Source organism: Microbacterium sp. W4I4, from assembly GCF_030816235.1.
In the GTDB taxonomy this organism is placed as follows: domain Bacteria; phylum Actinomycetota; class Actinomycetes; order Actinomycetales; family Microbacteriaceae; genus Microbacterium.
This window is the reverse complement of record NZ_JAUSXT010000001.1, coordinates 1,724,230-1,744,847: the sequence shown is the minus strand read 5'-3', so window position 1 is coordinate 1,744,847 and position 20,618 is coordinate 1,724,230. Positions and strand designations below refer to the sequence as shown.

Sequence of the window (20,618 nt, the reverse complement as noted above, 5' to 3'; positions counted from 1 at the left end):
AGGTTGAAGAGCCGCGAAATCACGGCGTTCTCAGTCGTGTCAAGGGTGCCAGAGCACTGCGGTCATCAGGCAACTCGACCCGGCACAACATCGTGCTAACGCCGTGCGTCTCAACGCTCCCGGCGGCTGGCGGGGCTTCCCACACTTGGCCCATCTCCGTGCCCACATTCTGCCCACGAACCAAGCGCAACCAGACCCGATCGGTCGGCATGACAAGATGTCGGCACATCATTACATCCGCATGATTCCGCGGATTTCGAGACAAACACGGATGAGACGAGACGAGCAGATTTCGCCCGCTGCGACTCATAATCGTGAGATCGGCGATTGAGGGGCTTCCGCATCCGTAGCGTCGCCAAGTGTCCCAAAAGTGTCCGGAGCATCCCGAGGATGGCGTTTCTGACGAGTTTCATTGTGCCTCCAGAGCGTGACGAGCATGAGGCCAGACGGCCCAGGATCCGCGGAATCGCGGGCTTCTCAGTCGTTCCAAGGACTCCGGAGCGCTGAACCCGTCCACCAGCTGAACCGAGCACACCACCCTGCTAAGGTGGAGTCCTCGCAAGGGGACCGAGGGTTCAAATCCCTCCGTCTCCGCCATAAAAGTCCTGGTCGGAACCGCTTTTCTCGTCGGTTGGTCAGGGCATCGCGAGCGCTGATTTGGTTGGATTCGGGTGCCAAGTGTCCCAAAAGTGTCCCGTTCCGGGAAACTCCACGGACACTTCATCGCCGGAATCGCGTGCGCGGGTGGCCTGGATCCGCGTGATTCCGCGGTTTCCGTCGGGCGGAGTCGAAGGGGGACGCCACCCCACAGGGGTGGTGTCCCCCCCCCGATCCCGCGCCGGCGACGGTATTGACAGGGTTCGTGCTGTGTCAGCGCGGTGGAGCGGTGACGTGTGTGCGAATGCTGGCGACCAGCTGGCGGTAGTCGAACGTCACGCGTGGTGGGCGTGCTTCCCAATTGCTCTGCGAGTCCAGAGTTCGCCCGATCTGACCTCGTGAGGCAACCGCGACGGGCTGGACGTCGCAAGAAGGCTCTCTTCGTCGATTCGTCCAACGCAGTTCGGCTTCGCAAGCAGCGCTCGTGGGCGATCAGCAACGTGCGGCTACCCGCTGATCAGCTCCGCTGCTCGCTCTCCGATCGCGATGGCGGGCGCGTTGGTGTGCCCGCGGATGATTTGCGGCATGACCGAGGCGTCTGCCACACGGAGTCCGTCCACGCCGCGCACCCGCAGGCCCGGGTCGACGACGGCATCGGCATCCCGCCCCATGCGCGCGGTGCCGGTCGGGTGGTAGAGGGTGTGCCCGTACCGCTCGAGGGCCTCGGTGCTGCGCTGTTCCGGTGTCATGTCCTCGCCGCGTTCCGGGGCGATGTACCGCCCGGTGAGGTGCGTGCGGAGGGCTGGCGTCTCCAGAAGACGCTCGGCCACGCGGAAGCCCGCCATGATCGCCGCGTAGTCGGCACCCTCCGGATCGGAGAGGTAGCGAGGGTCGATGGTCGGCTTGTCGGATGGATCGGTCGAGCGGATGTGCACTGACCCGCGGCTCTTCGGGGTGAGGAGAATCGGCCCGACGGTGATGCCGTGCGCGGGGATGGGCACCAGTCCCTCACCGACGTAGGCGACGGGGGCGAAGACCATCTCGAGGTCGGGCAGCGGCAGATCAGGGCGTGACCGGACGAATCCGTACGCCTCGGCGACGTTGGAGGTGAGCAGCCCGCGGCGCCGCGCGAGATAGTTGACGAGCTGGGTCGGCTTGGTGGCGTCGAGAAGCGTCCCACCGCGCACCTCGGGAATGAGGGCGGACACCAGGTGGTCCTGAAGATTCTCCCCGACTGCCGGACGGTCGACGAGCACGTCGATGCCCAGGGCGCGAAGGCGGGTTCCGTCTCCGATACCCGAGAGTTCAAGCAGTTGCGGAGTATTGATGGAGCCTCCGCAGAGCACGACCTCTGCGCGGGCTGTGACCTGCTTGAGCGTGTTGCCCTGCAAGTACTCGACACCGATTGCCCGATGACCCTCGAAGAGCACCCGGGCGGCGTGTGCGCCTGTTCTGACCTCAAGGTTCCGGCGCCGGCGGGCGGGATGGAGATAGGCGACGGCGGTGCTGGAGCGGGCTCCGCGGCGCTGGGTGAGCATCGTCTGGCTGAAGCCGTCGGGCTGGTCGGCGTTGGCTGTCTCAACGGGCATTCCTGCTTGCATGACCGCTTGCAGGAATGCGGTCGTGAGCTTCGACGGACTGCGCTGAGGCTCGACGCTGACGGCGCCGTCGGTCGCACCGAGCGGGCGTTCGACGCGTGCGAGGAGGTCGCGCATCGCGGGCCACGACCACTCCGACCCGACCATCTCGCCCCATGCGTCGTAGTCCGCCGCGAATCCACGCACCCACATCATCGCGTTCAGCGATGAGGATCCTCCGAGCACCTTGCCTCGCGGCCAGTAGATCGAGCGGCCGCGCATACTCGCCTGCGGTGTCGTCTGGTAGTCCCAGTCGACGGAGGTCTTGAACAGCTTGGAGAACGCGGCGGGCACGGCAATCGAGATGTCGTCGGCCGGTCCGCCTGCCTCAAGCAGGACGACCCGCCGGGTCGGATCCTCGCTCAGGCGTGCGGCGAGAGCGGCGCCTGCAGAGCCCGCTCCGACGATGACGACATCGGCAGCGTCGGGTGTTGGAGCGGATGAGTGTGCCATAGCGATCTCCCTTGAACGGAGCACGGTGTGTGTGGAGTGATGATCCTCTGAAGCCGGATGCTGCTCACGCGGCACCCACCGTCCTCGCCGGACGGTTGCTGAGCGATGCGGTCGCCGCAGCCGGGTCGCCCCAGAAGGCTGCGGCCTCGACCTCGAACGGGCCGGCCGGAAACGCGAGACGTCTGCCGTTCCACTGCTGAAGCGGGTGCACGCTCCCGGGAATGCGCACGGTCGCACTCTCGCCCGGGGCCAGAGCGATGGTGGCGAACCCGAGCAGTGCGCGGGGTCGGCTGCCATCGGCGGACGGCGCCGCGTACAGCTGGACCACGTGGCGGCCGGGGCGCGTACCGACGTTCGTCACTCCGACCTGCGCGGTGAAGCCGTCGTCCTCGATGGTCCCGACGCGGAGGGAATCGATGGAGAACGTGGTGTAGCCGAGACCGAATCCGAAGGGGTGGGATGCCGCCGTCGATGCAGCATCCAGGGCACGCTGCCCCCAGATCCGGGGGTAGCGCACAATGCTCGCGTCCCAGTCGGCCGCGGGCAGGTCGGCCTGGCTGTGCGGGATCGTGACCGGCAGGCGTCCACCGGGCTCCTCGATGCCGAGCAGGACATCGGCGATCGCGCGGCCACCCTCCATGCCGGGATACCAGGCGAGGAGCACGCTCGCAACATGTGACTCCCATGGGGCGGTGATGATGGTCCCACCGCCGATGAGAACCACGACGGTTCGTGCGTTCACCCGCGCGACTGCCTCGATGAGCTCGACGTCCTGGGGGTGAAGCCGGAGATCGCGGCGATCGCCGCCGACCTTCTTCTTCGCCGCGGCTCCCCGCAGCAGGGGGATGAGCAGCCGGGCGATCGGTCGGAAGCGGGCCAGCCCGCCGAAGAGTCGGACGGAATCGACATCGACGGCGACGAGCGACTCGCCCTCATCGACCGAGCTGAGTCCGACGACGATGATCGCCGTGTGCGCGGAGGAAGCCGCGGCCATCGCCGCCTCCGCCGATCCGTCGTCAGGTCGGACGATACGGTCGCCGAGACGCTCGGTCAGCCCGGCGGCGATCGACACGGAGCTGGGCGGGAACACCTGGGATGAGCCGACATCGCCCATGTTGGGGGCGTCTGCCAGCGAGCCGAGCACGGCGATTCGCGCGCCGCCGCTCACATCCATCGGGAGAACGGGGACCCTGTCGACGTCGGCGTTGCGCAGCAGGACGGTGCTGCGGTGTGCGACTTCGCGTGCCAGGGCCCGGTGTTCGGGCGACGCGAGTACGGACGCCGGTGGAGTCGGCTCGGCGCGCAGCGCGAGATTCAGCTGCGCTGTGAGAAGTCGAGCTCCTGCGCGTCGGACATCGTCCTTGGCCAGCCTGCCCGCGCGCACGGCCTTCGGCAGGGTGGACGCCCGCTGCTGGCTGAACGGCATCTCGAGGTCCTGGCCCGCGGAGACCGACTCGACGGGATGGCGCAGCCCCCAGATGAAGTCAGTCATCACGAAGCCGTCGAATCCCAGTTGATCGCGCAGCACGGTCGTGAGCAATGGTGTGCTCTCGCCGGCCCATTCGCCGTTGACGGAGTTGTAAGCGCTCATCACCGCGTCGACGCCCGCGTCGATCGCGGTCTTGAAGTGCGGCAGGTAGACCTCGTTCAGAGTCGCATCGTCGACCTGTACATCGACTCGGAAGCGGCCCTCCTCCATGGAGTTGAGGGCGAAGTGCTTGACCGTCGACAGCACCCACGGCTTGACGCCGTCGATGATCGCGGCGCCCATCGCGCCCATCAGGTGCGGCTCCTCGCCGTAGGCTTCCTGCGATCGTCCCCAGCCGGCGAACGGCGCCATGTTGAGGCATATCCCGGCGAAGAGGTTGGCGCCGAGGGCGCGTGCTTCCTGGCCGATGACCGCGCCGACGCGTCGCTCGAGGTCGACGTCCCATGAGGCGGCCCGCGCGATAGCGACGGGGAATGCGGTGGCCGAGCCCATCACGACCCCGCGGGGTCCGTCCGTGAAGCGGATGCCGGGGATCCCTAGTCGATCGATGCGGCCGGCCACGTAGGGCACGGAGTTGTAGCGGATCGCGGTCGCTATGAAGCCAGGCAGGAATCGCCGGTCGCCGTCGAGCAGGGACAGCAGCTCGCGGTCGGAGAGCTGGTCGAGCAGTCCGGAGGCTGCAGATTCGACGGTCGTGCGCGCGGCGCGGACGTCTTCCACTGCGGAGGTGAAGGCACTCCCCGGGGTGCCGAGTTCGTTATCCATGACTGCCTACCTGACTGACCTGACGGGAACGATCGCAACTGCGGCGATGAGAACAACGATGATGGACGCGACCCAGACGAGCGCGTACGAGCCGCTGATCGCAACGATCTGTCCTGCGACGAGCGGCGCGATCGCCTGACCGAGATTCGTTGCGACAGCGGCCACGCCGAGGTCGCGACCGACTGCCAGCTTGTTCGGCAGCACGTCGAGGAACAGCGCTGCGTCGACGGCGATGAAGATGCCGAAGGCCAGACCCCCGATCAGCATCTGGAGGATCATCGCCGTGACGGTCGGCCACGCAAGCGGGATGACGTACGAGGCGGCCATCAGCACCGACGACCAGATGACGAACGGCTTGCGTCGTCGTAGCCGGTCCGAGAGCGGTCCACAGATGACGATGCCGATCAGAGCGGCTGGCACGAGTACCACAGCGAGCAACGGGGCGGTCGCGGTGGCCACAGCCGCACTCAACGCCGGTTGCACATAGCTCTGCAGCATGTACAGGGAGAAGACCGTGGAGATGGAGTATCCGAACATGAGCGTTGCGCGCGCGATCCATGTCCAGCGGAAGTCATGCGCACGCAACGGTTCGATGAAGCCACGCAGGAATGGGCCCCAGTGCAGGGGTTCGAGCTCGAGCTGCTTCGAGGAGCGATCGCGTGCGAGGAGGACGAACAGGATGCCGAGCACTGCGACGACGATCGCGAGCGGGAAGTACGCGTCCAGGCCGATCGACGCGAAGAGCACCGCTGCGATGATCGCGCCGATCGCCGCTCCGAGCAGGAGACCGAGCCCTTGTATCGCCGAGGCGACGCCGCGCCGATCATGCGGCACACGATCGGCGACAGTCGTGTTCAACGGGCCGAGTGCCACGTTGATCGTGACGGACGCGACGGCGGAGAACGCGATCACGAGCGGGATCGTGCTGGAGTAGCGCAGCCCGACGATGGCGAGCGCGCCGACGATCGTGCCGGCCAGAATCCAGGGAGCGCGCCGGCCGAATCTTGACCGGGTGCGATCGGAGAGCGCGCCGACGATCGGCTGGACCACGAGAGTCGCCAGGATGCCGAGTGCGGCGGCGATCGAGAGGCTCTCGGCGCGAGCGGCGTCATAGGCGCGCAGCATGGCCAGTTGACGGGTCTGCTCCGCTGTCGGTGTGAGTGCGCCGTCTGCGACCCGCGCATTGAGGTCCGTGAGCGCCTTCAGATCGAGCCCCGCGTCGGCACCCCTGAAGAAGTTCCCGAACTCGATGCCCTGGACCTGATTGGGCAACAGGATGTTGCTCATCGCGGCCATTGCCATGAAGCAGCCGAGCACCGCCACGCCGTAGAGGAGCAGATACCGACGGAACGGACCGCCCGGCACGTGCATGTCGGATGTGCCGGCGCGGCGCAGGCCGGGCGCTTCGGCGCCCTGTGCGGCATCCCGGCCGAGCGTAGGACGAGTCATTTCAGAGAGCTCCTTCGGTTGCCGACTGCCGCGAGGCCAGCCAGTTCACGATTCGTTGCGCACTCCGTGCGGCGCCCGGGTGATCGGGTGTGCTGAGGTGGCCATGGATTGTGCCGGGCTCGTTGACGACAGCGATGTCGACACTTGCCGCGGCCAGCTCGGCGGCGAACGCCTCGCCCGAAGCGCGGATGGAGTCGCTGTCGGAATTGACCAGAAGGACAGGAGGCAGTCCCACGAGATCGTGGCCGCCGGCGAACGCGTACGCCTCGCTGAGAAGGCCCGACCTGCCGACGTAGTTGAGCGCGAGCGCTTCGAGGGTCTCCGGCGTGAGCCGCGCTGCTTCCGGCGGCAGCGCCGCGAACTTCGTCGCGATCTCGGGGCGAAGTCGGGGAAGCGAGCCGTGGAACAGGCCGTAGGCGAAGACGAGAGTACGCGGTCGCTCGCTGGCGCTGGCGCCTGCACTGTCGCGGAGGCGAAGCGCTGCACCGGACGCGAGAGCCGCCCCCGCGCTGGCGCCGCCCAGCGACCACGCGCTCGGCGCTACGCCAGGGGTGCTTGTGGTCGCCCAGCGGAACGCGGCATCCACCTCCTCGGATGCGACGGGAAAATGAACCCCTGAACGGGTTGGGGTTCCGGTTGCGGTCGCCAGCCAGTCGGGTACCGGCGCGAGCCGATAGTCGACGGCGACGACTGCGATGCCGCTCGCGGCTATGCGTTGGGAGACCCAGTCGCTCTCCGCGTCGTCGAGACCGCCGAAAGAGAACGCGCCCCCGTGAACCCAGACGAGCCCCTGCGTCGCATCCTTCGGCAGATAGGTTCGCAGCGGGATCGAGCCATGCGGACCCTCGATGAGGAGGTCGCCGACCTCGAAGGCTGCGATCGTGGCTTCGCACTCGGACTTCGACTTGATGCTCGTCGACACTGACTCTCCTAGTTTTTCGTGGAGACGACGACCTCGTGGCTCCGATGACCCATGTTACTGATTCGAATCAGTAAAGTCGAGCAGGGATGCATCCGATCAGCGGCTGGGTCGAACCTGGTGAATCTGATCAGTAGCCTGGAGAGCAACAACAACGGGAGGTCGACGTGACCCAAGTAGCTCGCAGGGCGACGGCGCTCGACGTGGCGCGTGCCGCCGGTGTGTCGAAGACCACGGTCAGCTATGTGCTGAACGACACCCCGAATCAGCAGATCCCGGAGCACACTCGCCAGCGCGTATACGACGCTGTACGAGAGTTGGATTACACGCCGTCATCAGCCGCACGGGCGCTGAGGCGTGGACGCAACGACGTCGTGCTGCTCATCCTGCCCGACTGGCCGCTCACCCACGTGATGGCGAGGATCCTCGACGAGCTGACCAACGAGTTGCAGCGCAGCGACCTGGTGCTGCTGACTCGTAGACGGCAGGAGCGCCAGTCGCTCGTCACGATGTCGCGGGAGGTCATGCCGGCCGCAGTGATCGCATTCGGCGAGATCGACCGAGCCGAGCTGGCGGTCATTCAGGCGGGCGGCACTTATGTCGCGTCGGCGTTGCTGGCGGGGGACACCGCGCTCGGACGTGCCGTGGTCGTGCCGCAGGAGCACATCGGAGAGTTCCAGTTGCAGCATCTGGTGTCGCGAGGGCACACGCGGATCGGGTATGCGACGATCACTGACCCACAACTGGAATCATTCATCCGGCTCAGGGTGCAGGGAGCGCGGCTAGCAGCCTTGCAGCGCGGCCTGGACGCCCCCGAGATCATCGACATCGGCTCGTCGTTCGAAGGCGCGAAGGCGGCCGTGGAGTCTTGGCTGGCCGAGGGGATCACGGGGGTGGCCGCCTACAACGATCAGGTCGCAGCGGCACTGCTGGCAGCGATGCGGGCTCTCGGCCTATCAGCCCCAGGAGACCTCGCACTCATCGGTGTGGACGACGAGCCGTTGTCACGATTCCTCGTCCCGCCGCTGACCACCGTGCGCCAGAACGAGCAGATGATCGCGCAGCACATGGCGAAGGTGGTCGTGGAGGGCATCGCGGGTCGACCCGCCCCGCATCTGTCGAGCGCGAACGCGATCGAGGTCATCGACCGCGAGTCGGCTTGATTCGTCTGCAGCAGATGGTTGATTCCGAAAGGACGAGAAGAATGAGAATTCGCGGCGCAGTACTGACGGAGTCCGCCCTCGCGCGTCCCTACGCCCAAAGCGGTCCCTTGTCGATCAGCGACCTCGATCTGGACCCGCCGGGTGACGGCGAGCTCCTGATCCGGCTCGAAGCGGCAGGGGTCTGTCACTCGGACCTCTCCGTCGTCAACGGCAGCAGGGTGCGACCGTTGCCCATGCTGCTCGGCCATGAGGGTGCGGGAATCGTCGAGGGCATCGGCAGCGGGGTCGATGACATCCAGCTGGGCGAGCGGGTTGTGCTGGTCTTCCTGCCTCGGTGCGGCGCGTGCGACGCGTGCCGCACCGAAGGCAGGCTGCCGTGCACGCCGGGTTCGGCGGCGAACGGGAACGGCACACTCATGTCCGGAGCGCGACGAATGCACCGTGACGGCGAGCCGGTCCAACACCACCTCGGCGTCTCGGCCTTCGCGACCCACGCGGTTGTCGACCGGCGATCCGTCGTACCGGTCCCCCCTGACGTTCCCCCGACGGTGGCCGCGCTGCTCGGGTGCGCGGTGCTGACCGGAGGAGGTGCTGTGATGAACGCCGGCCGCCTTGCCCCGGGCGAGGACGTCATCGTCGTCGGTCTTGGCGGCGTGGGTATGGCGGCAGTGCTCACCGCCATCGCGCAGAGTGCCGGTCGCGTGACCGCTGTCGACGCAGTCGACAGCAAGCTTGAGCGGGCACTCCAGCTGGGGGCATCCGCAGCGTACTCGCCCACCGAGGCCGCAGCCCTGGGGGTGCGCGCGCCGCTTGTGATCGAGGCCGCCGGCAACGCACGGGCCTTCGAAACAGCAGTCGAGCTGACCGCGGTCGGCGGAAGAACGGTCACAGTGGGCCTGCCAGCGCCGGAGGCCCGCAGCTCGATCTCACCGCTGGTGCTGACAGCAGAGGCCCGGACGATCATCGGCAGCTACCTCGGCTCGGCCGTGCCGAGCAGGGACATCCCGATCTTCGTCGACCTCTGGCGGCGTGGTCGTCTTCCGGTAGAGAAGCTGATCTCTTCTTCGATCACCCTCGACGCGCTCAACGAGGCGATGGATGGACTGGCGGACGGATCAGAGCTGCGGCAGCTGATCACCTTCCCGGGATCGCTGTGAGCGTGTCGGCTCGCGTCTGACTGCGCTCAGGACCTCAGCTTCTCAGAGTCTCCGGTCGCGTACAGCAGCGTCGACGTGGAAGTGGTGCGCGCCTCCATCGACGAGGGTGGAGCTGCCGTCGGGCAGCACGATCTCTGTAGGGGTGCCCTGAGGCGTTTCCACGGCGAGCGTGAATCCTGCATGGTCATTGCGCCATTCGACAGAGATACGACCCACGACGGATTCCAGGGCCGCGTGGACGTGATCGATGCCCGGCCCGGGGACGGGCTGGATACGAATCTTTCGGTATCCGGGCTCGGCAGGACGGATGCCGGCGACCACTTGATAGATCCAGTCGGTGACCGCACCGAGTGCATAGTGGTTGAAGCTCGTCATCTCACCGGGATTGATCGTGCCGTCCGGCAGCATCGAGTCCCAGCGTTCCCAGATCGTCGTGGCTCCCATGGTCACCGAGTAGAGCCACGACGGGCAGCTCTTCTCCAGAAGAAGTGCATAAGCCGCATCGACATGCCCCGTCTCCGAGAGCGCCCAGGTGACAAATGGTGTCCCCGCGAATCCGGTGGTGATCCGGTAGTCGCCGGCTTCGACGATCTCGGCGAGGCGGTCGCCTGCGACGCGGCGGTCGGGAGGATCGAGCAGCCCGAAGCAGATCGCGAGAGCGTACACGGTCGCGCAGTCCGAGAAGATGCGACCCGCATCGACGTAAGCTGTGTTGAAGGCGTCGCGGGTACGTGCCGCAAGTGCAGTCCAACGCTGAGCGTCTTCTGGCTTGTTCAGGAGGCCCGCGATCTCCGCCGCGAAAGTGGCGCTGCGGAACAAGCAGGCCGTGGCGACGACATACGGGTCGGCTTTGGCGGTGCCGGGCTGGTCCGGGGGCGCATCCGGGTCGAGCCAGTCACCGAACTGGAACCCTTCGTCCCAGAGGCCGGACGGGCTGAGTACGCGCTCGACGGATTGCAGGTACAGAACCATTGCCGGGTAGTGCGCAGTGAGGCGGTCCTCGTCTCCGTATGCCTGCCACAGCGCCTGGGGAACCCAGACGGCGGCGTCATTCCAGATCGCGGTCGGCCCGAGCCCGTTCAGCGTGAATCCGTTGGTGAACTCCGCGTATTTCAGGATGTCAGGAACGGTTATGGGCACGATGCCTTCGGGGTGATGCCGCGTCTCCTCCAGGAGGTCGAGCAGCCATTTGTGCATGAAGTCGGCGGAGTCGAATTGGAAGCACGCGGACGGTGCGAAGGCCGCGAGGTCACCGGTCCAGCCCAGCCGCTCGTCGCGCTGGGGGCAGTCGGTGGGCACGTCCAGGAAGTTTCCCTTCTGTCCCCAGATGGAGTTGTGCACGAGCTGGTTGACCAGGGGGTCCGAGCACTCGAACTCGCTGGTGGCGCGCGTCGCAGAGTGGACTACGACGGCTTCGATGCTGTCCGCGTCGAGTTCGCCGGGCCATCCGCTGATCTCGGCGTATCGGAACCCGTGGAAGGTGAACGTCGGCTCGAAGGTGTCGCTGCCGCCTGAGAGGACGAATACGTCAGTGGCCCGCGCATGGCGCAACGGCCTCGTGCCCAGCTCGCCGTGCTCAAGCACTTCCGCATGCCGGATCGTGATCTGGGTGCCGGCGGGTCCCGTGACGGTGAAGCGGATCCAGCCCACGAGATTCTGTCCGAAATCGACGAGAGTCTCTCCCCGCGGGCTTGTCCAGATCTGTTGCGGGCGTAGTCGTTCATGACGTTGCACCAGTGGCCCTGCTTGCGGAACCAACCTCGACCGATCGACGTCCACCTCGCGCACGGGAAGCGCATCGGTCACGCTTCGCAGTCGTGCGTCGATCCGCTGACCGTTGTAGAGCGAGTTCGCAGGAGTGTCCGACGTGTGCGCGACCCAGTCTGCGCCGGTGCGGATTCGCTGCGTCGTCCCGTCGTGATACGTGATCTCCAGTACTGCGCACACGGCGATCTCGTCGCCATAGTTGGCGTTCGCGCCTTCGAACCCGAGATCTCCCCGGTACCAGCCGTTGCCCAGTTTGGCCTCCACGCGGAGTTCGTCGACAGCATCGTCGGCAATGTGTGTGACGTCGAACTCCTGGTACTGAAGCCGCCACTCGTACGCGGTCCACCCAGGGTTCAGCACGGACTGTGTGACAGGGCGGTCATTGATGTTCAGCTCGTAGATTCCGAGCGCCGTCGCCCGGACGCTCGCGGCGGCGATCTGCGACGAAGACTGCTCGAGCCGAACGCGCGTCGACAGGAGCGGGGCCGCATTCCGGGGCGCTTCGGCGGTGATGAACGCCGCGCCGAGAAGCGGATCGCCGCGGAGGATCTCCCGCGCGGCGGCAGTGACATGGTTCATCCTTTGATCGCACCTTCGGTGAGGCCGGAGAGCACCTTCTTCTGCACGATCAAGTAGACCAGGATCAGCGGAATGGAGGTGAGTACGACGTGCGCGAAGATCAGGTTCCAGCGCATTGACGCGAATTCGGCGGACGCGACAGAGAACCGGAAAAGCGCCAGCGGAAGTGTGGCTTGACCTTCGGTGGGGAGCAGGAAGGAAGCGAAGAAGAACTCGTTCCACACCCCGATCACGAGAAGGATGGAGCCCACGAACAGCACGGGAGACAGAAGGGGAAGCACGACGTGCCAGAAGGTGCCGAGCCGCGAGGCACCGTCGATCTGTGCCGCCTCTTCCAGGTCTTGGGGAAAGGCCCGCAGGAATCCGGTTGCGAGGAAGACCATGATCCCCAGTCGTGTGGCGATGGTGACCAGGATGTACCCTGCGGTGGTCCCGCCCAGGCCGATGTTCTCCAGAAGGAAGATCGTCGGCAGCAACGCGGGCGGCAGCAGTATGGAGAGCACCGTCACGTTGTAGGCGACTTTCATCGTCATGGACTTCGAGCGTGCGAACGCCCAGGCTGTCAACGCCCCGAGCAGCACGACGGCGGCCATCGTCGGGACGACGATGACCAGGGAGTTCGTCAGCCCGGTCGCATAGTTGCCCTTTTCGATGACGTAGGCGTAGTTCTCGAGGAATGCCCATTTCTCGGGCAACGTCAGTTTCAGCTGCGTCGCCTCGTTGAGGGGCTTGAACGAGTTCACGAGGAGCATCCACATCGGGATGACCACCCACGGGAGTGCGAATAGCCCCAGGACGATGTACTTGACGGTCTTCCCCGTCGTCGGGTGCTTGCTCACATCTCCACCTCTCGCTTGCGAAGGAACGACACCAGCGGCAGTGCAATGACGATGACCAGCACGGCCACTGTCAAGCTCAATGCGCTGGCGGTGCCGAAGAACCCTGCCCCCCACTGGCGGAACATCGCGAGGTTCAGAACGGTGGTCGAGTTGCCCGGTCCACCGCCGGTCGCGGATACGACGATGTCGAAGGCGCTGATGGCACCGAGGAGTGTGACCACGACGTTGAACGTCACGGCAGGGGCCAGCAATGGCAGTTCAATACTGCGGAAGACCCGCAGACGGTTGGCCCCATCGATTCGTGCGGCTTCGATGAAGCTCTGGGGAATGGCGTTGAGGCCGGCGATGTAGACCAGGGTGATGACGCCGCTCCACTTCCACGCGTCTACGGCGGCGACGATGAAGATCGCCGTCGACGTCTCCCCGAGCCACGCGAAATCGAACCCGGGGATGGCTGCCGCCACTGCCGCGTTCAAGGGCCCGGCTGGGCTGAGCAACGCGGAGAAGATGTATCCGGCCGCGACCGGAGCGATCAGGACCGGAAGGAAGAACAACGACCGGAAGAACGAGTTGATCCCGTTCGTGTCCCGCAGTGCGTAGGCAAGGGGAAGGCTCACCACGTTCTGCACGACCATGGCCGTCACAGCGTAGATGAGGGTGACCTGCACGGACGGCCAGAAGATGTTCTGGTCGATGAGCGTTTCGAAGTTGCGCAGTCCGTTCCAGGTGATGACGTCCGTGAAACTCGACCAGTTCGTGAACGAGAACCGCAGGTTCAGGAGGAATGGAACGAGGAAGAAGACGACCACCAGGCCCACACCCGGAAGAGCATACGGCCACCACGCGTGGCGGTTGAGGAAGCGCCGGCCCCGCCGGGGATGCGTCGATGACGCACCCCCGGCGGATGACCCGCCGCGCTTCGCGGCAGTGCCGCTGGTAGCGGTTGATGTCGACATGAAGCGCTCGCTCACCAGCCTGGCAAGCCGGCAGTCTGTGCACCCTGCTCCAGTTGCTGCTGGCTGAGTTCACCGGCACCTTCGGGATCGAGCTGGCCGGCGATGACCTGGCCCATGGTCTTGTCGAACGTCGCGTTGAACCCGACCAGGTTGGAGTTGAACGCGGGCGACGCCGAAGCGAGGTAGGCGTCCTTGATCGTGATCATCAGCTCCTGTGCTCCGGCAGGGTCCTTGGCGCCTTCGATGATCGGGAAGAGGGCCGCCTCATCGATGAACTGCTGGTAGCCGTCGCCCGTGAGGTAATCGATGAAGTCCAAAGCTGCGGCCTCACGATCGGCATCGCCCGTTTTCGGAGCGTAGGTCGCCATCGGCGGAGACCACACGGACACGCTGTCCTCAGTGGAGGGGTTTGCCCATCCGATCTTGGCGTCGGTGGTGGCGGCGCCACCCAACGCCTCGTTGAACATCGGCAGGACGGCACTGTGCAGGGCGACCATCGCGGCGGTTCCGTCCGCGACAGCACGCACCGAATCCTCGAACTTTGCAGTCGTGATGTCCGAGTTGAAGCAGCCATCTTCCCGCAGCTTGTCGTATTCGGCGATGGCCGCGACCAGCGGACCGTCCGGATCGGCGAGCGACTCGTCCTGGCTGAGCAGATCATCCGCGTACGCGTTGCCCTTGTTGGCGTCGGCGAGGTACATCAGCGGCAGGATCTGAGTCGGCCAGGACGACCCGCCCGACTCCCACAACGGGGTGACGTCGGGGAGAGCGTCGCGAATCGCGACGCACGCAGCCTCAATGTCTTCGAACGTCTGAGGCGCCTCGACGCCGGCCTTCGCAAGCACATCCTTGTTGTAGTAGATGCCGAACTGGGTAGGAAGAGTGGTCACTGCGCCGTAGGTCTTGCCGTCGTAGGATGCGGCTCCGCTCTTGTACACCTCGCCTGAGTGCGAGGCGAAGGCCTGGTCTGAGAGATCCTGAAGATTCTTGGCAGGATTCAGCGCCAAGAACAAGGACGTCGAGTGATATCTGAGGATGTCGGGGCGGTCGCCGGTGGCCCACTTGGTGGTCACCTGGTTCTCGAATCCGTCCGCCGGGATTGCGACGAGGTTCAGCGTGTTGCCGGATTCCTCCTCGTATCGTTCGTAAACGGCGAGCTGTGCCTCACTGTCAGCTGAGTTGTACCAGACGGTGAGGGTCTGGCCAGAGGTCGAGCCCGACTCCGACCCAGAGCCTCCACCGCCCGGGCTGCACGCGGTGGTCAGTGCGGCGACGGCCAGAATGGCCATTGCACCGATAAGCGGACGAGAGTTCATCTTTGCTCCTTTGCAACAGAAGATGCGGCTGGGAGACCGCTATGCCTATTTGATCGTTTCAAACCTAAGTAACTACTAAGTTTGGCATAGTCAGAGGCTATCCCTGCACACCGCTGGACGTCAATCCTAGTAACTGCACAAGTTTCGCATCGTTGCCTGAGTGTTATAGTCGCCACATGGCACGCCCCACCGGCCCCCGCGGCCCTTACGCCAAGAGCAAGGCAAGACGAGATGCAGTTGCCGGCGTCGTACTGGATCTGGTCGAGGAGTTCGGTCACCGAGCCGTGACTTCCGCAGAGGTGGCCGAGCGGGCCGGCATGAGCGAGGCGACAGTTCTCTATCACTTTCCGAGCAAAGAGCATCTGCTCGCAGCCGCACTGAAGGCGCATGACGATCGCGAGCGCGAGCGCACCGCCGGGTTGGCGCATTACGAGCTGGCCGGCACGCTCGCCAAGGCGGGAGTTGAACGACAGAACACAGTGCGGCTCTACGTCGCGATGGCGGCCGAGGCGAGCGACCCGGAGCACCCCGCACACACGTTCTTCGTTCGTCGCTATGCGGCGATCATCGACTCCTACGCGAACGAGGTGAAGCTGCGGCAGGCTCGCGGGCTCGCCGACCCCGCTCTCGACCCGACTGAAGTCGGTCGGCAGATCATCGCAATGTGGGACGGTTTGCAGGCGCAATGGCTGATAGCCCCAACGTTCGATATTGCAAATGCCTTGGATCGCGCCATGCGAGTGCTGACTCGCCGAGATGATGTGGTCGTGGGGGCTCCGTAAGCGGCGCCCGGGATCAACAGAATCGTGTGAGTCGGAGGAGCGGTCCTTCTGGCAGTGCCGTGCTACCGTACTGATTCGAATCAGTGGGATTGATGGCGCGGTCGACGAGGGGACACGAAGATGATCGATTTCACCAGCGAACCGAAGCGTGTGGGTCTGGTCGGCACGGCGCTGACCGGCTTCCTGGCGATGAACGCGCGCCGTCGGGAGGGTCAGCCATTCGATCTGCAGGCGGCCCGCCGGCACAACCTGCGGATCACGGGGAGGTTCCGGCTGCCACGCGATGTGAAGCGAACAGAGGAGCACATCGACGGCATCCCCGTCATCCGCTTCTCCTCCGGCCGCGGCGACCGTGGAACGGTGCTCGCCTTCCACGGGGGAGCATATGTGCTCGGCGACCCCGGAGCGCTGTCCATCCCGTTCGCGACGAAGGGCGGACCGGACGTGGTCAGCGTCGACTACCGCCTGGCCCCCGAGCATCCCTACCCTGCAGCCCTGGACGATGCGCTGACCGTCTACCGCGCTCTGCTCAAGACCGTCGGCGCCGATCGGATGGCCATCACCGGCGACTCCGCGGGCGGCGGACTTGCGCTCACCGTCCTGCAGGCTGTCGTGGCGGCGGGCCTTCCAATGGTCACCGCCCTGGTCGCCGTGTTCCCCTGGGGCGACCTGTCGCTCAGCGGTCGATCCTCAACCGCCAACAACGGCCGCGACATCCTGGTGCGCTCCGAAGTGGCGCTGTCCGCACGCTGGTACGCCAGCGACCGCGATCTTCAGGACCCCGCAGTCTCTCCGTTGTTCGGATCCTTCCGCGGCTTCCCGAAGACCTACATGCCGGTCGGATCCCGCGACCTCATCCTCGACGACGCACGCCGGATCGAAGCCAGGATGAGGGCGGACGGCATCGACGTGCAGCTGGACATCTTCCCCGGTGCCCCGCACGGTTTCAACGCGGTCCCGTTCGCCGCAAGCCGGCAGTGCAACGCCCGCGCCCGCGCCATCATCAACGACGCGCTGCCACCTCGCCACTGACCCCGCATCAGCAGAGCATGAGAAGGACAACTCCCGTGAAGCCCGCAGCTGCCCTGAGCGCGACCAACTTGCGCACCAACGACTTCCCGGAGCCATTGGGGATCGGAGATGCCCATCCCGAATTGACCTGGCATCTCGTGGGTGACGGCAGAGATCTGCTGCAGACGGCGTTCCAAGTGCAAGTGGCACTGCGCGACGACTTCGGTGACGCCGTCCTGTGGGACACCGGTCCGGTAGCAGGATCCCGCCCGTTCGGTCTCAGATATTCGGGTGCTCCGCTTTCGTCCTCCACCCGGTATTGGTGGCGGGTGCGCGTCTGGGATCAAGACAATCGCAGCGGTGGGTGGAGCGAGTCGGCGAGCTTCGAAACCGGCATCTTTGGATCCGACGGATGGCACGCCCAGTGGATCACGGCCCGGAGAGACTCAGTATCGACGACAGCGCCGATATATCTGCGGGGCGAACTGGAGCTTTCCGCGCCCGTCGTCCGCGGCCGTGCGTACGCGAGCGCGCTCGGTTGGTACCGCCTCTTCGTCAACGGCGCTGACCTGACCGGACCGGCGCTCGTACCGCGATACACGCCCTACAACGAGACCGTCGAGTATCAGGTCTACGACGTCACCGACCGCCTCCGGGCTGGGACGAACGTCGTGGCCATGGCTGTGGCCGATGGCCGCTTTCGCGGTCAGGTGAGCTTCTTCGATCGACGTGAAGTGTACGGAGACCGTCTGGCCGGATTCCTGCAACTGGAACTCGAGCTCGCCGACGGAACCACAGTGCACTGGGCCACGGATGAGTCCTGGGCGGCAGGCCCGGGCCGAATCATCGAGAGCGATCCCAAGCTGGGGGAGACGGTGGATCTTCGAGTTCCCGATAGTGACTGGCTCGCCGACGATGCGGTGCCAGGTCGCTTCGCGCCGGTGGACTTGCTCCCGCCCCATGCTCGTCGACTCATCGCGGAGGAAGTTCCTCGGGTCACACGGATTCGCTCCTTCGCTCCGAAGACATGGCGCTCGCCGGCCGGCAGGCAATTGGTCGATCTGGGTCAGAACCTGGCCGGCGTGCTCCGGATCCGGCTCGCGGGCGAGGCCGGCACGACGGTCAGACTGACCTTCAGCGAAGTGCTGACGTCGGATGGCGAACTCGACACCGACTGGATCATTCAGAACCCGAAGAAGCCCTGGTACCAGCGCGATCAGGTGATCCTGGACGGATCGGAGCAGTGGTGGCGGCCCTGGTTCACCATTCACGGCTTCCGGTACGTGGAGATCGAAGGGCTCTCCGAAGACCTTGCCCCCGACGACGTCGAAGGCATCGCGCTTTCGTCGGACCTTCCGACAGCTGGATCCTTCTCGGCATCCGACAGCCGCCTCACGCAGCTGTGGCACAACGTCCACTGGAGCACTCGGTCCAACTTCACAGACACGCCCACCGATTGCCCGACACGCGAGCGTTCCGGCTGGACCGGCGACATCCAGGTCTTCACCCCCACAGCGACGGGGATGGTGGATAGCCGAGCATTTCTCAAACGGTATCTGCGCAACCTCGCTGTGGAACAGAAGGACAACGGCAACGTCTCCCCGTGGATACCGAGCGAACGATCCGGAAATGCGGGTTTCTTTGCGCGCCTTCTCGGCGACTTCCTGGGAAATTCCGTCGGCTGGGGTGACGCCGCTGTCCTGATGCCCTGGGACATCTACCGCTACTACGGTGACGAAGACGTGCTGAGCACTCAGTACGACAGCATGCGCAAATGGGTGGACCGTTTGGAGCGGTCCGCGCGTCGACGCGGCTTTCAGCGCTGGTTCTCTTCGCGTGTCGGCAAGGCCGAGCGGTACATTCTCGACAGTGGCTTCCACTGGGGCGAGTGGCTGCGCCCGGGAGAGCACGTTCCATGGAGCTTCTTCGATGGTGTGCTGCATGGAGCGGGGCTGGCGACCGCATACTTCGAGCATTCCGCCCGGCTGCTCTCGAACGCCGCAGAAGTGCTCGGCCACAGCGGGGACGCTGCCCGTTACCGAGCACTCGCGAACTCGGTCAGGCAGGCGTGGCGCGCGGCATTCGTCCGAGACGAGGGTCGACGCATCGGCCGAGACCTGCAGGACGACTACGTGCGAGCCATCGCCTTCGATCTCCTCAGCGCGGATGAACGGCAGAATGCGTCCACTCGATTGATCGAGCTCATCGAAGGCGCGGGAATGCACTTGGGTACTGGATTCCTGAGCACGCCCATGCTGCTGTCCGCACTGGTGGATACCGGACACGAGGATGTCGCATTCCGGCTGCTTCTGCAGGACACTGCTCCTTCGTGGCTGTTCGCAGTGAAGCAGGGCGCGACCACGATCTGGGAGACCTGGGAGGGGTACGACGAGCACGGCAGGGCCAGGGAAAGCCACAACCACTATGCATTGGGATCCGTCGCCGGATGGATGCGCGAACAGCTCGCAGGAATCACGCCGCTTGCTCCCGGGTACGAACACATCGGCTTCAGACCAGTTGTCGGCGGGGGCCTGACGTTCGTCGAGTCGTCGGTGGAGACGCCGTATGGATCGGCATCGATCCGGTGGGACGTCTCCGAGATGGGCGGTCGAGTCGTCGTGACGGTTCCGACCGGCTCCCGAGCCACGGTGACACTGCCGGATAGGACCATCCATGCAGTGGGGTCGGGGGAATGGACATTCGCGTGGCCGCTTGCAGGACAGAGCGATCGGTTGTCGAGATGAAGCCCACCTGTCTCCTCGCGGGCGCTGCGGCAGGTGCGGCTGCAACGATCCTCAGGCACATCCTGGTCACGAGGCGGTCGATCGCAAGCGTCGCTCCGGAGTTGCGGTCGATCGGCCTCTATTTCAACTACTCATTCGCACGGCCTTGGATGCTTCCGCTGGGGCGGCGACTTCTCGACCGCCCGACCGCCGTGCCCGAAGGGGCGAGTGTTCGAACGGTCTCGCTGCCGAGCGAGGACGGCTCATTCGATGTCTTCATCTACGAGCCGCTCCGACGCGAGAGAAGGACCGGTGCGCTGCTGTGGATTCACGGAGGCGGGCACATCCTCGGAACAGCCGCTGGGGACCATTCCTGGTGTACAGAAATCGCGGAAGATCTCGGAGTGCCGGTCATCAGCGTCGACTACCGCATCGGCGCGTTCCCTCTGGATCTGGATGACTGCTTCACCGCGCTGAAGTGGTTGCATGACTCCGCGAACTCATTGAACATCGATGACTCACGAATCGCAATCGGCGGCGGAAGCGCGGGCGGCGGCCTCGCCGTGGCCCTTGCGCAGCGGGCGTTCGACCAAGGCATTCCTGTCAGCTTTCAGATGCTGGAATACCCGATGCTCGATGACCGAACCGGCCTTCGTCCAGACCCCGCCGGTCGTGGCCGCTTTGCCTGGACGCCCACCCTCAACCGCATGGCATGGAGGGTCTACCTCGGTCACAAGCCGGGCCTGCTCGAATCTCGGCCATACGCCGTGCCTGCGCGTCGCCAGAATCTCTCCGGTCTCCCACCGGCCTGGATCGGAGTCGGCAGCCTCGACCTCTTCCACGACGAGAATCTCGAGTACGCGCGCAGGCTGAACAGCGCAGGCGTCTCCTGCGAGGTTCACGTGGAGGACGGCATGTATCACGGAGCCGACGCAGCGATGGTGACGGCTATCACCTCCGGATTCCGGTCGCGGATGATCGAATCCCTGCGCCCTCACGTCTCGTGACTTCCGGCC

At 65.4% G+C, this 20,618-nt stretch carries 14 protein-coding genes; 6 read left to right on the top strand and 8 right to left on the bottom strand.

Translation table 11 applies throughout. The annotated features are described in order from the left end of the window. Positions 1-1,103: 1,103 nt before the first annotated feature. From QF046_RS08320 to QF046_RS08305, 4 genes are all read right to left on the bottom strand, one after another. Positions 1,104-2,687 carry a GMC family oxidoreductase gene (locus QF046_RS08320; RefSeq protein ID WP_307368341.1) on the bottom strand — a complete coding sequence of 528 codons (1,584 nt, stop codon included), beginning with the start codon at positions 2,685-2,687 and terminating at the stop codon, positions 1,104-1,106. 64 nt (positions 2,688-2,751) lie between these two features. Beyond that, a complete protein-coding gene (locus QF046_RS08315) occupies positions 2,752-4,941 on the bottom strand; it encodes a beta-glucosidase (protein WP_307368338.1) in 2,190 nt (729 codons plus the stop codon). Positions 4,942-4,947: 6 nt separating this feature from the next. Further along, positions 4,948-6,390 carry an MFS transporter gene (locus QF046_RS08310; RefSeq protein ID WP_307368335.1) on the bottom strand — a complete coding sequence of 481 codons (1,443 nt, stop codon included), beginning with the start codon at positions 6,388-6,390 and terminating at the stop codon, positions 4,948-4,950. Between the two features lies 1 nt (position 6,391). Then, complete coding sequence (locus QF046_RS08305; protein ID WP_307368332.1) at positions 6,392-7,312, bottom strand: alpha/beta hydrolase fold domain-containing protein; 921 nt, start codon at positions 7,310-7,312, stop codon at positions 6,392-6,394. Positions 7,313-7,476: 164 nt separating this feature from the next. On the opposite strand from QF046_RS08305, the gene QF046_RS08300 reads away from it, so the two are divergent. Beyond that, positions 7,477-8,472 (top strand): LacI family DNA-binding transcriptional regulator, encoded by a 996-nt coding sequence (locus QF046_RS08300; RefSeq protein ID WP_307368330.1) that lies wholly within the window; start codon positions 7,477-7,479, stop codon positions 8,470-8,472. A gap of 41 nt (positions 8,473-8,513) precedes the next feature. Next, a complete protein-coding gene (locus tag QF046_RS08295) occupies positions 8,514-9,629 on the top strand; it encodes an alcohol dehydrogenase catalytic domain-containing protein (RefSeq protein ID WP_307368327.1) in 1,116 nt (371 codons plus the stop codon). A 42-nt stretch (positions 9,630-9,671) separates the two neighbouring features. Here QF046_RS08295 and QF046_RS08290 read toward each other — a convergent pair whose 3' ends face one another. The 4 genes from QF046_RS08290 to QF046_RS08275 form a co-directional block, all read right to left on the bottom strand. Beyond that, positions 9,672-11,975, bottom strand: coding sequence for an alpha-L-rhamnosidase (locus QF046_RS08290; RefSeq protein WP_307372787.1), 2,304 nt, complete (start codon positions 11,973-11,975; stop codon positions 9,672-9,674). After that, positions 11,972-12,718: a carbohydrate ABC transporter permease gene (locus QF046_RS08285; protein WP_307368317.1), complete on the bottom strand. Its 747-nt coding sequence runs from the start codon at positions 12,716-12,718 to the stop codon at positions 11,972-11,974. Before QF046_RS08285 ends, QF046_RS08290 begins: the two co-directional genes overlap by 4 nt. Before the next feature lie 92 nt (positions 12,719-12,810). Beyond that, complete coding sequence (locus QF046_RS08280) at positions 12,811-13,770, bottom strand: carbohydrate ABC transporter permease (RefSeq protein WP_307368314.1); 960 nt, start codon at positions 13,768-13,770, stop codon at positions 12,811-12,813. Between the two features lie 11 nt (positions 13,771-13,781). Beyond that, positions 13,782-15,086, bottom strand: coding sequence for an ABC transporter substrate-binding protein (locus QF046_RS08275; RefSeq protein ID WP_307368311.1), 1,305 nt, complete (start codon positions 15,084-15,086; stop codon positions 13,782-13,784). Between the two features lie 176 nt (positions 15,087-15,262). Here QF046_RS08275 and QF046_RS08270 point away from each other — a divergent pair, with 176 nt between their 5' ends. The 4 genes from QF046_RS08270 to QF046_RS08255 all read left to right on the top strand — a co-directional run bounded on the left by QF046_RS08270 (position 15,263) and on the right by QF046_RS08255 (position 20,609). Next, entirely contained in the window at positions 15,263-15,868 is a 606-nt protein-coding gene (locus QF046_RS08270; protein WP_307368308.1) for a TetR/AcrR family transcriptional regulator, read from the top strand. Positions 15,869-15,988: 120 nt separating this feature from the next. Further along, on the top strand, positions 15,989-16,900 hold the full coding sequence (locus QF046_RS08265) for an alpha/beta hydrolase (protein ID WP_307368305.1): 912 nt from the start codon (positions 15,989-15,991) through the stop codon (positions 16,898-16,900). Then, the gene (locus tag QF046_RS08260) at positions 16,846-19,623 is read left to right on the top strand and encodes an alpha-L-rhamnosidase (RefSeq protein ID WP_307368302.1); all 2,778 of its coding nucleotides are present in this window, start codon (positions 16,846-16,848) and stop codon (positions 19,621-19,623) included. The genes QF046_RS08265 and QF046_RS08260 overlap by 55 nt, the downstream gene beginning before the upstream one ends. Further along, positions 19,572-20,609 (top strand): alpha/beta hydrolase, encoded by a 1,038-nt coding sequence (locus QF046_RS08255; RefSeq protein WP_307368298.1) that lies wholly within the window; start codon positions 19,572-19,574, stop codon positions 20,607-20,609. Before QF046_RS08260 ends, QF046_RS08255 begins: the two co-directional genes overlap by 52 nt. Positions 20,610-20,618: the final 9 nt, after the last annotated feature.